12 protein-coding genes are annotated in these 13,888 nt (G+C 58.4%); 10 read left to right on the forward strand and 2 right to left on the reverse strand.

Features of this window, described 5'->3' with window-relative positions; translation table 11 throughout:
* Positions 1 to 702, reverse strand: a 702-nt coding sequence (gene dapA, locus JHD64_RS11550; RefSeq protein WP_199053317.1) for a 4-hydroxy-tetrahydrodipicolinate synthase, incomplete at its 3' end; no start/stop codon positions are given.
* Between the two features lie 174 nt (positions 703 to 876).
* Between dapA and JHD64_RS11555 the strand changes: the two genes are divergently transcribed.
* Positions 877 to 2,508: an ABC-F family ATPase gene (locus JHD64_RS11555; RefSeq protein WP_110313618.1), complete on the forward strand. Its 1,632-nt coding sequence runs from the start codon at positions 877 to 879 to the stop codon at positions 2,506 to 2,508.
* A 271-nt stretch (positions 2,509 to 2,779) separates the two neighbouring features.
* Positions 2,780 to 3,520 (forward strand): 3-oxoacyl-ACP reductase FabG, encoded by a 741-nt coding sequence (gene fabG / locus JHD64_RS11560; RefSeq protein ID WP_059287468.1) that lies wholly within the window; start codon positions 2,780 to 2,782, stop codon positions 3,518 to 3,520.
* 65 nt (positions 3,521 to 3,585) lie between these two features.
* On the opposite strand, the gene cysB is transcribed toward fabG, so the two are convergent.
* Positions 3,586 to 4,530: an HTH-type transcriptional regulator CysB gene (cysB, locus tag JHD64_RS11565; protein WP_059287469.1), complete on the reverse strand. Its 945-nt coding sequence runs from the start codon at positions 4,528 to 4,530 to the stop codon at positions 3,586 to 3,588.
* 120 nt (positions 4,531 to 4,650) lie between these two features.
* On the opposite strand from cysB, the gene JHD64_RS11570 reads away from it, so the two are divergent.
* The 8 genes from JHD64_RS11570 to ispH all read left to right on the forward strand — a co-directional run bounded on the left by JHD64_RS11570 (position 4,651) and on the right by ispH (position 13,874).
* A complete protein-coding gene (locus tag JHD64_RS11570) occupies positions 4,651 to 5,355 on the forward strand; it encodes a phosphoadenylyl-sulfate reductase (RefSeq protein WP_199053318.1) in 705 nt (234 codons plus the stop codon).
* Positions 5,356 to 5,401: 46 nt separating this feature from the next.
* A complete protein-coding gene (locus JHD64_RS11575) occupies positions 5,402 to 7,060 on the forward strand; it encodes a nitrite/sulfite reductase (RefSeq protein ID WP_199053319.1) in 1,659 nt (552 codons plus the stop codon).
* Complete coding sequence (locus JHD64_RS11580) at positions 7,044 to 7,556, forward strand: DUF934 domain-containing protein (RefSeq protein ID WP_110313616.1); 513 nt, start codon at positions 7,044 to 7,046, stop codon at positions 7,554 to 7,556. The genes JHD64_RS11575 and JHD64_RS11580 overlap by 17 nt, the downstream gene beginning before the upstream one ends.
* 238 nt (positions 7,557 to 7,794) lie before the next feature.
* Positions 7,795 to 8,472 (forward strand): OmpA family protein, encoded by a 678-nt coding sequence (locus JHD64_RS11585; RefSeq protein ID WP_110313615.1) that lies wholly within the window; start codon positions 7,795 to 7,797, stop codon positions 8,470 to 8,472.
* A gap of 129 nt (positions 8,473 to 8,601) precedes the next feature.
* Positions 8,602 to 9,537, forward strand: coding sequence for a bifunctional riboflavin kinase/FAD synthetase (locus tag JHD64_RS11590; RefSeq protein WP_199053320.1), 936 nt, complete (start codon positions 8,602 to 8,604; stop codon positions 9,535 to 9,537).
* Positions 9,534 to 12,320, forward strand: a complete 2,787-nt coding sequence (ileS, locus tag JHD64_RS11595) for an isoleucine--tRNA ligase (RefSeq protein ID WP_199053321.1) — start codon at positions 9,534 to 9,536, stop codon at positions 12,318 to 12,320. The genes JHD64_RS11590 and ileS overlap by 4 nt, the downstream gene beginning before the upstream one ends.
* A gap of 76 nt (positions 12,321 to 12,396) precedes the next feature.
* On the forward strand, positions 12,397 to 12,888 hold the full coding sequence (gene lspA / locus JHD64_RS11600) for a signal peptidase II (RefSeq protein ID WP_233170457.1): 492 nt from the start codon (positions 12,397 to 12,399) through the stop codon (positions 12,886 to 12,888).
* A 53-nt stretch (positions 12,889 to 12,941) separates the two neighbouring features.
* On the forward strand, positions 12,942 to 13,874 hold the full coding sequence (gene ispH / locus JHD64_RS11605) for a 4-hydroxy-3-methylbut-2-enyl diphosphate reductase (protein WP_199053323.1): 933 nt from the start codon (positions 12,942 to 12,944) through the stop codon (positions 13,872 to 13,874).
* Positions 13,875 to 13,888: the final 14 nt, after the last annotated feature.

Genomic DNA, 13,888 nt, shown 5'->3' on the forward strand with positions numbered 1-13,888 from the left:
GTCATTCAGCTGGCGAGCCAGCACGGTGTTGCCGGCGATGGCTGCAGCACACATCTGGCTCATCAGTTTCGGTGCCACATTGGAGGTGACCGAAATCACGCCATTGCCGCCGCACAGCATGAAGGCCATGCCGGTGGCGTCATCGCCGGAGTACAGTGCGAAGTCGGCCGGTACGCGGCTGATCAGGTCACATGCGCGGCCGATATCGCCAGTGGCGTCTTTGAGGCCGATGATGCCGGGTACCTGGGTCAGGCGCAGCACCGTGTCGTTATTCATGTCGGCAACGGTACGGCCCGGTACGTTATACAGGATCACCGGGATGTCGACACTTTCTGCAATGGCGCGGAAGTGGCGGTACATGCCTTCCTGGGTGGGCTTGTTGTAGTAGGGCACCACCGACAGGGTCATGTCGGCACCGGCCTGCTTGGCATGGGCGGCCAGTTCAATGGCTTCGGCGGTGGAGTTCGCCCCGGTGCCGGCGATGACCTTGACGCGACCCTTGGCTTGTTTGATGACGGCCTCGACGACCTGGATGTGTTCATCAACGGCCAGGGTGGCGGATTCGCCAGTGGTGCCGACGGCGACAATGCCGCTGGTTCCGTTGTCGATGTGGAAATCAACGAGGCGGGAAAGCGATTCGAAGTCGACCCGACCATCTGTGGTCATCGGGGTGACCAGGGCAACCAAGCTACCGGTAAGCATAGTTCTGCCTATATCTAGGGATGAGGATTCAAAGTCTTCGATTGTAGCGGAATTCCCCTACGGGTCAAAAGCATGTCATCGCATTTGGTGCAGGACTCCGGATTGAAAGCGGGCTGTGATAGAATCCTACGTTTTTCCGATACTTACGGCTGGACTGGCTGAAGGATCTCAAGCGTGATTACCACTAGCAACATTACCATGCAGTTTGGCGTGAAGCCTTTGTTTGAAAAGGTTTCCGTCAAGTTTGGCGAAGGCAACCGTTATGGCCTGATTGGTGCCAACGGTTCCGGCAAATCGACATTCATGAAAATTCTGGGCGGTGACCTGGAGCAGACCAGTGGCGAAGTGGCCATTGAAAACGGTCTGCGCCTGGGCAAGCTGCGGCAGGATCAGTTTGGCTATGAAGAGCAGCGCGTCATCGATGTCGTGCTGATGGGCCACACCGAAATGTGGTCGGCAATGAGCGAACGCGACGCCATCTATGCCAACCTCGAAGCCACCGAAGATGACTACATGCACGCGGCAGAACTGGAAGCCAAGTTCGCCGAGTACGATGGCTATACCGCCGAAGCCCGCGCCGGCGAGCTGTTGATGGGGGTGGGTATTCCGGTCGAGCAGCATTTCGGCCCGATGAGCGAAGTGGCACCGGGCTGGAAGCTGCGTGTCCTGCTGGCGCAGGCGCTGTTTTCCAATCCGGACATCCTGTTGCTGGATGAACCGACCAACAACCTGGACATCAACACCATTCGCTGGCTGGAAAATGTGCTGAACGAGCGCAATTCCACCATGATCATCATTTCCCACGACCGTCACTTCCTGAACTCCGTGTGTACCCACATGGCGGATCTGGACTACAACACCATTCGCATCTATCCGGGCAACTACGACGATTACATGATCGCCTCGGCCCAGGCGCGCGAACGCCAGTTGTCGTCCAACAGCAAGGCCAAGGAACGTATCCAGGAACTGCAGGAGTTCGTGGCGCGCTTCTCGGCCAACAAGTCCAAGGCACGCCAGGCGACTTCCCGCCTGAAGCAGGTGGACAAGCTGAAGTCCGAGATGGTGGAAGTGAAGCCATCCAGCCGTCAGAGCCCGTTCATCCGCTTTGAAACCGACGACCGCTTCAAGCTGCATCGTCAGGCGGTGGAAGTGGAAAACCTGAGCAAGGCTTACGATAGCAAAGTGCTGTTCAAGGACATGAGTTTCATCCTGGAAGCCGGTGCCCGTCTGGCGGTGATCGGCCCGAACGGTGCCGGTAAGACCTCGCTGGTCAAGTTGCTGGCCGGTGCGTTTGAACCTGCCTTTGCCGAGGGCCTGACAGCTGATTACGGCACGATCAAGTGGGCAGAAAAAGCACAGATCGGTTATTTCGCCCAGGATCATGAAGCCGAGTTCGACAGCGACATGACACTGACCGAGTGGATGCGGCAGTGGGGACAGGAAGGCGACGACGAGCAAGTCATTCGCGGCACCCTGGGCCGACTGTTGTTTGGCGGCGACGAAGTGACCAAGCCGGTGCGGGTACTGTCTGGTGGCGAGAAGGGCCGCATGCTGTATGGCAAGCTGCTGCTGCAGAAGCCCAATGTGATGATCATGGATGAACCGACCAACCACATGGACATGGAATCCATCGAGGCGCTGAACATGGCGCTGGAAAAGTACAAGGGCACGCTGATATTCGTCTCGCACGACCGTCAGTTCGTCAGCTCGCTGGCCACCCATGTGCTGGAACTGGATGGCAAGGGCGGCTATGACTACTACACCGGCAATTACGAGGATTATCTGGCCAGCAAGGGTCTGGAGTAAGCCGGAATACTCGCGGCCGGCCTTGTATTTGTCATCGTGACAGGCAGGCTAGAGCGATTGCTTTACCGACGGGAGCAGGTGCGCTATATTGCAGTGCGACATTGTGTTGCGCTGCAATAACGACAGCGCACGATGCTCCCGTTTTTACGTAGTGCCACATAATAATTACAAGACAAGAACAGGAACCTGATCTCGAATGGGTCGATGGTGGAGCCCGAAAGTCGACCCGTGATCGGGTTGCCTGCAACCTCAAGTTAATGAAGGAAGAACCATGCGATTGAAAGGGAAAGTCTCCATCATCACTGGCGGTGCCAGCGGCATCGGCAAGGCTACTGCGGAAAAGTTCGTCAAGGAAGGCGCCATCGTTGCCGTCTGTGACCTGAACCTTGACGTTGTCAATGCGGTGGTGGAAGAACTGAAGGCTCTGGGCGGGGAGGCTGTCGGCTACCAGGTCAACGTGACGGACAAGGCGCAGATCGCCGATATGGTTGGTGATCTGAAAGCACGCTTTGGCCGCATCGACGTACTGGTGAACAATGCGGGCATCGTGATGGATGCCCAGCTGATCAAGATGACCGACGATCAGTTCGACAAGGTGATCGACATCAACCTGAAGGGCGTGTACAACTGCGCCCGCGCCGTGGTGGATACCATGGTGGAGCAGGGTGGTGGTGTCATCCTGAACGCATCCTCGGTAGTCGGTGTGTATGGCAACTTCGGCCAGACCAACTACGCCGCCACCAAGTTTGGCGTGATCGGCTTCGTCAAGACCTGGGCCAAGGAATTGGGCAAGAAGGGCATCCGCGCCAACGCCGTATGTCCGGGCTTTGTGGCTACGCCCATCCTGAAATCCATGCCGGAAAAAGTGATCCAGGCCATGGAAGACAAGGTGCCGATGAAGCGCATGGCCGACCCGGCCGAAATCGCCAATGTCTATGCCTTCCTGGCATCGGACGAAGCCAGCTACATCAATGGCGCGGCAATCGAAGTAACCGGTGGCCTGACCCTGTAATTACGGCAGCTCATCAGTCAAAACGCCCCGGCATGCCGGGGCGTTTGTCTGTCTGCTGTCTTGTTTCAGTCGTCCAGATCGCTGTCGTGGGCCAGCAGGGCGGCATCCACTTCGCGTCGGTGCAGGTGGGGAGCAAACAGCTCGATAAAGGTGTAGGCAAAGCCACGCAGATAGGCATCCTTGCGAATGCCGATCTTGGTGGTGGACGGCTCGAACAGGTGACCGGCATCGATGATGCGCAAACCGGCATCACGGTTCGGCTCGAATGCCATGCTGGCGATGATGCCGATACCCAGGCCAAGCGAAACATAGGTCTTGATCACATCGGTATCGATCGCAGTGAGTACCACGTTGGGACTCAGCCCCTGATCAGCAAAGGCCTTGTTGATTTTGGAGCGGCCGGCAAAGGCAAAGTCGTAAGTGACAATCGGATAACTGGCAATATCGGCCAGCGTAATCGGCCGTTCCAGTTGCAATAGCGGATGATCCTGCGGCACCACCACCGAACGGTTCCATTCATAGCAGGGCAGCATGGCCAGCTCCTTGTAGAGCGCAATGCCTTCGGTTGCCACCGCCAGATCGGCCTCGCCGGACACCACCATTTCGCAGATCTGGGTCGGACTGCCCTGCTTGATGGAGAGTCTGACCTTGGGATAGCGTTGCACAAAGGCTGCAATCGTGGGCGGCAGGGCGTAGCGGGCCTGGGTATGGGTGGTGGCAATGGTGAGCGCCCCTTCCGATTCCCGCGAAAATTCGTCACCCACCCGTTTCAGGTTCTGTGCTTCACGTAGAATGCGCTCGGAAATGCGCAGCACTTCCTTGCCCGGCTCGGAAACCGACACCACGCGCTTGCCGTTGCGAATGAATACCTGAATGCCCAGCTCGTCTTCCAGCAGGCGAATCTGTTTGGAAATGCCGGGCTGAGAAGTATGCAGCTTTTCCGCTGCTTCGGAGACATTCAGGCCCTGTTTGGCCACTTCGACCAGATAGCGCAGCTGTTGCAGTTTCATAAGACGGGCGTATTCCATAAAACCTGTAGGCATTAAATACTAACACAATATTCTTTTAGGTTTATATGGGGCTTGGGTAGGATGGTGCCCTAGCCAGACTATACCTATGTGGAGCGCTCGATGAGCCTGGATGTGAAACTTGCCGCAACCCAAGCCTTGCTGACGGAAATTGCCGCCAAGCACCCGGATGCGGTGCTGGCCAACAGCTATGGCGCCGAAGACATGGTGCTGACCGATCTGATCGCCCGCCTGGCCCTGCCGCTGCAGGTGTTCAGCCTGGATACCGGACGCCTGCCAGCAGAAACCTACACCCTGATGCAGCAGGTGGCCGAGCACTACCCGGCCTTGCCGGTCAAGGTGTACTTCCCGCAGACCGAGGCCACCGAGGCCTACGTCAATACCCATAGCATCAATGGTTTCTATCACAGCGTGGAACTGCGCAAATCCTGTTGCCAGATTCGCAAGATCGAGCCGCTCAAGCGCGCACTGGCGGGGAAGTCCGCCTGGATTACCGGCCTGCGTCGCGAACAGTCGCCTACGCGCCAGGACTTGGGCAATCAGGAATTCGATGCCGACAATGGCCTGATGAAATTCAATCCGCTGATCGAATGGACCGAGGCCGAAGTGTGGGAATACATCCGCAGCAACGATGTGCCCTATAACGCCCTGCATGATCAGCGTTACCCCTCCATCGGCTGTGCCCCCTGTACCCGTGCGATCACCGTCGGTGAGGACGTGCGTGCAGGCCGCTGGTGGTGGGAAAACCCCGAATCCAAAGAGTGCGGCCTGCACATCAAGGCAAGCCCGCTCAAGCGCCCAGCATAAGGCTGGCCGGCCAGCACAGGCCAACCTTACCCAAGGACATCCAACCATGTACCGTTATGATGAAGTCGACCACCGCATTGTGCGCGAGCGTGTCGAGCAGTTTCGTGATCAGACCCAGCGCTTTCTGGCGGGTCAGCTGTCCGAAGATGAATTCCGCCCGCTGCGGCTGATGAATGGCCTGTATGTCCAGCGCCATGCCCCCATGCTGCGGGTGGCCATTCCCTATGGCCATCTGGCAAGCCGTCAATTGCGCAAGCTAGCGCACATTGCCCGCACCTATGACAAGAATTACGCCCACTTCACCACGCGTCAGAACATCCAGTTCAACTGGCCTGAGCTGGCGCGGGTGCCGGATATCCTGGCCGAACTGGCCGAAGTGGAAATGCATGCCATCCAGACCTCCGGCAACTGCGTGCGCAACACCACCACCGATGCCTTCGCCGGTGTAGCCCAGGACGAATTGCTCGACCCGCGCGCCTATTGCGAAATCATCCGCCAGTGGAGCACCCTGCATCCGGAATTCGCCTTCCTGCCGCGCAAGTTCAAGATTGCCGTATCCGGCAGCGTGGAAGATCGCGCCGCGACACAAGTACACGATATCGGCCTGCATGTGGTGCGCAATGAGGCGGGTGAAGTCGGCTTCAAGGTGATCGTCGGCGGTGGTCTGGGACGTACCCCCATTGTGGGTGAAGTGGTGAAGGAATTCTTGCCCACCCGCCATCTGCTGACCTATCTGGACGCGGTACTGCGCGTCTATAACCGTTTTGGTCGCCGTGACAACAAGTACAAAGCGCGGATCAAGATTCTGGTCAAGGCCATGACTGTTGAGGGCTTTGCCGCCAAGGTCGAAGACGAATGGTTGCATCTGAAAGATGGCCCATCCACCCTGCGGGATGTGGATGTCGCCCACTATGCCTCCTTCTTCACCGACCCCGACTACGAACAGCTGTCAGCCAATCCGCCTGAGTTCAGCAGCAAACTGGCTGAAGAACCGGCCTTTGCCCGCTGGGTGGAGCGTAATACTCGTCCTCACAAACAGGCCGGCTATCGTTCTGTCGTACTGTCATTGAAGAAGACCGGCGTCCCCCCGGGTGATATCACCGCCGAGCAGATGGACGCCGCTGCCGACTGGGCCGACCGTTTCGGTTACGGTGAGCTGCGTGTGGCACACGAACAAAACCTGATTCTGCCGGATGTGCGTGAGCGCGACCTGTATGAAGTCTGGCAACTGGCCAAGAGCCAGGGCTTTGCTACACCGAACATCGGCCTGCTGACCGACATCATCTGCTGCCCGGGTGGTGACTTCTGCAGCCTGGCCAATGCACGCTCCATCCCGGTGGCGGAAGCGATCCAGACCCGTTTCGAGGATCTGGACTACCTGTTTGATCTGGGAGACATCGACTGCAATTTCTCCGGTTGCATGAATGCCTGTGGTCATCATCACATCGGCAATATCGGCATCCTGGGCGTCGACAAGAACGGCGAGGAGTGGTACCAGATCACCCTTGGCGGCAGCCAGGGCAGCCACACCACCATCGGCAAGGTGATTGGCCCTTCGTTTGCCCAGGCCGATGTGCCTCTGGCCTTCGAAAAAATCATGACCGTGTACCTGGAACAGCGCGCAGCCGGCGAGCGCTTTATCGAAACCGTACGCCGTATTGGCCTCGACCCCTTCAAGGAGCGCGTTTATGCAAAGCATCATTAAAGATGGCCAGATTGTTCAGGATGGCTGGCAGATCCTGCGTGCCGATGCCGAGGGACAGTATCCGGCGGTCGCCCCCGACGTCGACGTAATCGTACCGCTGTCGCAATGGCTGGCCGACAAGGCCGGCTGGCAGGCCCGGCCCGGCCGGACTGCCGTCTGGCTGGCTCCGGCTGATGATCCGCAGCTGCTGGCGGCCGATCTGGCGGCGCTGCCGCTGGTGGCGGTGGATTTTCCAGCCTTTACTGATGGGCGAGGTTACAGTCTGGGACGACTGTTGCGCGAACGATACAGCTATGCCGGTGAGTTAAGAGCCTTGGGCGACGTGTGGGTGGATTTGCTGCACTATCTCTGGCAGGTTGGCTTCAATGCCTTTGAAATCAAGGATGGCAAAGCGATTGACAGCGCGCTGTCCGGATATGACACCTTCACGGAACGTTACCAGTCCACCCATCGTGAACCGCTTCCCCTGTTTCGTCGCCGTGTAACATCGTTGTGATAGTGTCGTGTTAATGATACAGAAGTGCTGAATTTTGCCTGATTTTTGATGCTTTTTTGCAACATGTTGTCTGCAGCAGCTGTCGTGCTGTGTTGACACCGGGTGGACGCATTTCTATAGTGCCCGTTAACTGCATAAACACAGTTTGGCGCTTACCCTGTTGTTTGCAGTAGAATTGTCCGCGTGGTGTTTGCGTCAACCGCATCAATACCGATTCATAGATAAAAGAGGGAATAATATGACTAAACAGCTGAAACTGAGCGCCCTGGTTGCTGCTCTGCTGGTTTCTGCTAGCGCGTTCGCAGCTAAGCCGGGCTACACCGTAGATCAAAGCACCGACGCCGTTTCCCGTAACAACTACGGCGAATGCTGGCACACTGCCTACTTCGACAAGGCCAAGGACGGTCTGGTTGAGTGTGGCGATCGCGAAGCTGCCAAGCCGGCTGCTCCGGTAGCACAAGCTCCCAAGGCTGCTCCGGTTTCCGTCAAGGAACACGTCACCCTGTCCGCCAAGGTTCTGTTCAACTTCGACAAGGCTACCCTGCGTACTGATGCCAAGAACGAACTGGATCCGCTGGTTGCCAAGCTGAAGGCCCACGCTGGTCAAGGCGTTCTGAACGGTGTTGAAATCGACGGCTACACCGACTTCATGGGTAGCGACAAGTACAACAACGCCCTGTCGCAGAAGCGTGCTGATGCTGTCAAGGAATACTTCGTAAACGCTGGTGTACCGGCTGAGAAGGTGACTGCAGTTGGCAAGGGCAAGGCTGATGCCAAGATGACCGACGAGTGCAAGTCCAAGTTCCCGAAGTATGCCAAGAACAAGAAGCAAAATGCTGAAATCAAGGCCTGCATCGAGCCGGATCGTCGTGTTGACGTAGTGATCGACGCTGTCAAGGTTGTTACCCAGCAGTAATCTGCCACGGTAGACCTGAAAAGCCCCACGCAAGTGGGGCTTTTTTGTTTTGCACCATCGGTGCGCTTGGCTGGACGCTGCGCGCTGCGCACGGCTACAATCGTAAGTTTTCAGGATGCTAGGCAGCACATGCAGGTATTTCTAGGAGACCCGCGACGCTTTGGGCTCGCTGGCTGTGCATTGACCATCGGCAATTTCGATGGCGTGCATCTGGGCCACCAGCACATGCTGCAGCGCCTCAAGGAAGAGGCCAAGGCCCGTTCCTTGCCCACTGCGCTGCTGACGTTCGAACCGCACCCGCGCGAGTTTTTCACCCGCAGCAATCCGCCGGCCAGGCTATCCACCTTGCGCGACAAGTGTAGTTTTCTGCGCGAACTGGGCCTGCTGGATTACGTGTTTGTCTTTCGTTTCAACCAGCGTTTTGCCGGCATGAGAGCAGAAGCCTTCATCCAGGATGTGCTGGTACGTGATCTGAAAACCCGTTATTTGCTGATCGGTGACGATTTCCAGTTTGGTGCTGCCCGCAAGGGGAATTTCGACTTGCTGTCCGCCTGTCCGGATTTTGTCACCGAGGCCATGCCGTCGGTGCTGGTCCAGGGCGAGCGCGCATCCAGTACCCTGGTGCGCGAGCGGCTGGCACTGGGCGACCTGGATGCGGCCAATGCCTTGCTGGGGCGCTGCTATCAGCTGTCTGGCAAGGTGATGCATGGCAAGAAGCTGGGGCGGACCATCGGTTTTCCCACCATCAATGTCCATCTGCCACACCTGAAGCCGGCCTTGCAGGGCGTGTTTGTGGTAGAAGTAGAGACCCCCTTTGGTCGCAAGGGAGGGGTGGCCAGCCTGGGGTTGAACCCCACGGTCAGCACCAGCAGCGACTACAAGCTTGAAGCACATCTGTTTGATTTCTCTGGCGATCTGTATGGCCAGCGCGTCACGGTGCGCTTCCTGAAGAAACTGCGCGATGAAGAGCGCTATGACAATTTGCCGGCACTGGTGGCGCAGATCGAACGCGATGCTGCCAGTGCCCATACCTATTTGACCAGTTTGCAGCGAGAGCAGGCATGAGCATCGATTACCGTAAAACCGTCAACCTGCTGGATACCCCGTTCGCCATGCGAGGGGATCTGGCCAAGCGCGAACCTGCCTGGGTCAAGCGCTGGCAGGAACAGAAGCGCTACGACAAGGTACGCAAACTGTCGGCCGGCCGTCCCAAATTCATCCTGCACGACGGCCCGCCGTATGCCAATGGCGACATTCATATCGGCCATGCCGTCAACAAGGTGCTGAAGGACATCATTGTCCGCTCCAAGACCCTGGCCGGCTTTGATGCCCCCTATGTGCCGGGCTGGGATTGCCACGGCCTGCCTATCGAATTGATGGTGGAAAAGCTGCATGGCAAAGCGATTCCGGCGGCCAAGTTCCGCGAACTGTGTCGCGAGTATGCCAAGGAGCAGATTGCCCGCCAGAAAAAGGACTTCATCCGTCTGGGCGTGCTAGGTGACTGGGACAATCCCTATCTCACCATGGACTTCAAGACCGAAGCCGACATCGTGCGTACCTTGGGCACCATCTACAGCAATGGCTACCTGTTCAAGGGTGAAAAGCCGGTGCACTGGTGTATCGAGTGCGGTTCGGCACTGGCCGAGGCCGAAGTCGAATACGAAGACAAGAACTCCCCGGCCATTGATGTTGGTTTCAAGGTACTGGACAGCGACAAGCTGGCAGCCGCGTTTGGCCTGACCGAAGCGCAGGTGAGCGATGCGCGTGCCGTCATCTGGACCACCACGCCCTGGACCCTGCCGGCCAACCAGGCGGTGGCCGTGAGCGCCACGCTGACTTATCAGTTGATCGACACGCCCAAGGGCAAGCTGATCCTGGTCAAGGAGCTGGCCGAGTCCGCCCTGCAGCGCTATGGCTTTGCCGATACTGTTGTTCTGGGCGAAACCACCGGTGCGCAACTGGACATGATCCAGTTGCAACACCCCTTCTATGCACGCAGCGTGCCGCTGATCTGTGGCGATCACGTCACCACCGATGCCGGTACCGGCCTGGTCCACACCGCACCGGCACATGGTCTGGAAGACTTCCAGGTGGGACAGCAATATGGCTTGCCCATCGACAATCCAGTGGCCGACGATGGCCGTTACAAGTCCACCACCGAGCTGTTTGCCGGCCTCACGGTATGGGAAGCCAACCCCAAGGTCATCGAAACCCTGGAGCAACATGGTGCCCTGATCCATCAGACACGCCTGCTGCATAGCTACCCGCACTGCTGGCGTCACAAGACGCCCATCATTTTCCGCGCAACGGCCCAATGGTTCATCGGCATGGACAAGGCCGGCAAGGATGGCGTGGCATTGCGTGAGCGTGCCAAGAGCGCAGTGGATGCCACCGAATTCTTCCCGGCCTGGGGACGAGCCCGTCTGGAAGCCATGATCGGCAACCGCCCCGACTGGTGCGTATCGCGCCAGCGTAACTGGGGTGTGCCGATGACCTTCTTCGTGCACAAGGAAAGCGGTGAGCTGCATCCGCGTTCGCTGGCCTTGCTGGAAGAAGTGGCGCTGCGTATCGAACAGCAGGGCATCGAAGCCTGGTTCAGCCTGGATGCCCGCGAATTGCTGGGCGACGAGGCCGACCAGTATCGCAAGCTTTCCGACACGCTGGACGTGTGGTTCGATTCCGGCTCCACCCACTTTGCCGTGCTCAAGCAGCGTGCCGAGCTTGCCTGGCCGGCCGACCTGTATCTGGAAGGCAGTGACCAGCATCGCGGCTGGTTCCAGTCCTCCTTGCTCACCGGCTGCGCCACCATCGGCCGCGCACCGTACAAGCAATTGCTGACCCACGGTTTCGTGGTGGATGGCAAGGGCCTGAAGATGTCCAAGTCCAAGGGCAATGTGGTGGCGCCGCAGAAGGTCAATGACAGCCTGGGTGCCGACATCCTGCGCCTGTGGGTGGCATCGACCGATTACTCCGGTGAACTGGCCATTTCCGACGAAATCCTCAAGCGGGTGACCGAGAGCTACCGCCGCCTGCGCAATACCCTGCGTTTCCTGCTGGCCAACCTGTCGGATTTCGATCCGCTGGACAATGCCGTGCCGTTTGGCGAAATGCTGGAACTGGATCAGTACGCCTTGCTGATGGCGCGCCAGGTGCAGGAGCGTGTGGCGGGCGAGCTGTACACCCGCTATGCCTTCCACCATGCGATGCAGGAGGTGGTGAATTATTGCTCGGAAGATCTGGGCGCCTTCTACCTCGACATCATCAAGGATCGCCTGTACACCACCCAGGCCGACAGCCGTGCCCGTCGCAGCGCCCAGACCGCCTTGTACCACCTCAGCCGCAGCCTGCTGCTGCTGATCGCACCGGTGCTGTGCTTTACCGCTGATGAAGCCTGGGAAGTGCTGACCAAGAGCGATGAAGAATCCACGCTCTTCCATACCTGGCATGAGTTCCCGGCGCTGAGCAGTGCCAGCGAGCAAGCCTTGCAGCAGAAGTGGGACGCCATCCGCGGCCTGCGTGCCCAGGTCAACAAACAGATCGAAGCATTGCGCAGTGCCGATCAACTCGGTTCCTCGCTGCAGGCCGAGCTGGATATCGAAGCCGCCGGCGAGCTGTACCAGCACCTGGCCAGCCTGGGTGAGGATCTGAAGTTTGTGCTGATCGTGTCGGCGGTACGGGTCAAGGAAGCAGATGAAACCCGCATCACGGTCACGCCGTCCACTTACCAGAAATGTGAGCGTTGCTGGCACTATCGTGCCGATGTCGGGTCACATGCTGGTCATGGCGCGGTGTGTGGACGCTGCGTGGACAATATCGATGGCAAGGGCGAGCAGCGGGCTCACGCCTGATCTGGCCTGATTAGGCTCCCGGGGCTGGACCCGGGAGCGTCCTGGCGGCAAGGGATGTAATGCAATGGAATCCGTAATGAGTGCGCCTCACGCCAAAAGCTGGCCCAAGTGGATGGGGCTGGCGCTGCTGGTCATCGTGCTGGACCAGTTGTCCAAGATCTATTTCAACAGCCAGTACCAGTTTGGCGAAATGCGGGATGTCATTCCCGGCTATTTCAGCTTTACCCTGATCTACAATCCGGGCGCTGCCTTCAGCTTTCTGCGCGATGCCGGAGGCTGGCAAAAGTATTTGTTCACCCTGCTGGCGCTGGGTGTGTCCGGCTATCTGGGATGGAACATCATCAAGGGACGCTTTACCGGCCTGATGAATGTCGCAGCCAGCTTCATCATCGGTGGCGCCATCGGCAATGTGATCGACCGCCTGGCCTATGGCCATGTGGTGGATTTCATCCTGGTGCATTACCAGCACAGCTGGTACTACCCGGCCTTCAATCTGGCTGACTCCTTCATCTGTGTCGGTGCCGTGCTGATGGTGCTGGACAGCATGAAACGGCCCAGATCTGCCTGATACCCGTTTTTGTACCGTCGCCGCTGGCTGCGGTCTTTCTGTAAGGATTGCTGATGACGAAGACCATCATGCTGGCCAATCCCCGTGGCTTTTGTGCCGGGGTAGACCGGGCCATCGCCATCGTCGAGCGTGCCATCGAAAAGTTTGGCGCCCCCATTTATGTGCGTCACGAGGTGGTGCACAACCGCTTCGTGGTGGAAAACCTGCGCGCCAAGGGGGCGGTGTTCATTGAAGAGCTGAAGGATGTGCCGGCAGGCAGCACCCTGGTGTATTCGGCGCACGGTGTGCCGCTATCGGTGCGCGCCGAAGCCGAGGCGCTGGGCCTGCAAGTGTTCGATGCCACCTGTCCACTGGTCACCAAGGTGCATGTCGAGGTCAAGCGCATGCACCAGGCAGCAATGGAAATCATCATGATCGGCCATGCCGGCCACCCTGAGGTGGAGGGCACCATGGGGCAGGTGGAGGGCGGCATGTATCTGGTGGAAAACGTTGCCGATGTCGCCAAGCTGCAGGTGCGCAATCCGCAAGCCTTGTCCTATGTCAGCCAGACCACGCTGTCGGTGGATGAAACCCGCGACATCATCACTGCCCTGAAAGCACGTTTCCCGGGTATTACCAGTCCGAAAAAGGACGATATCTGCTATGCCACGCAGAATCGCCAGGATGCCGTCAAGGTGCTGGCCGACGAGTGCGATATCGTGATCGTGGTGGGATCGCCCAATAGCTCCAACTCCAATCGCCTGCGTGAAGTCGCGGCGCTGAAGGGGGTTGATGCATATATGGTCGACAATGCCAGCCTGCTGCAGGAAGCCTGGTTTGCCGGCAAGCAGCGGGTGGGCGTGACTGCTGGTGCCAGTGCGCCGGAAGTGCTGGTGCAGGCTGTCATCGAACAGATCCGTCAATATGGTGCGGAAGACGTTGCCGAGCTGGACGGTGTGGAGGAGTCGACAGTATTCGCGTTGCCGGCGGGCTTGCGCGACAAATAACGCTGGTGGCGATG

It is taken from the genome of Aquitalea sp. ASV15 (genome assembly GCF_016429115.1).
In the GTDB taxonomy this organism is placed as follows: domain Bacteria; phylum Pseudomonadota; class Gammaproteobacteria; order Burkholderiales; family Chromobacteriaceae; genus Aquitalea; species Aquitalea magnusonii.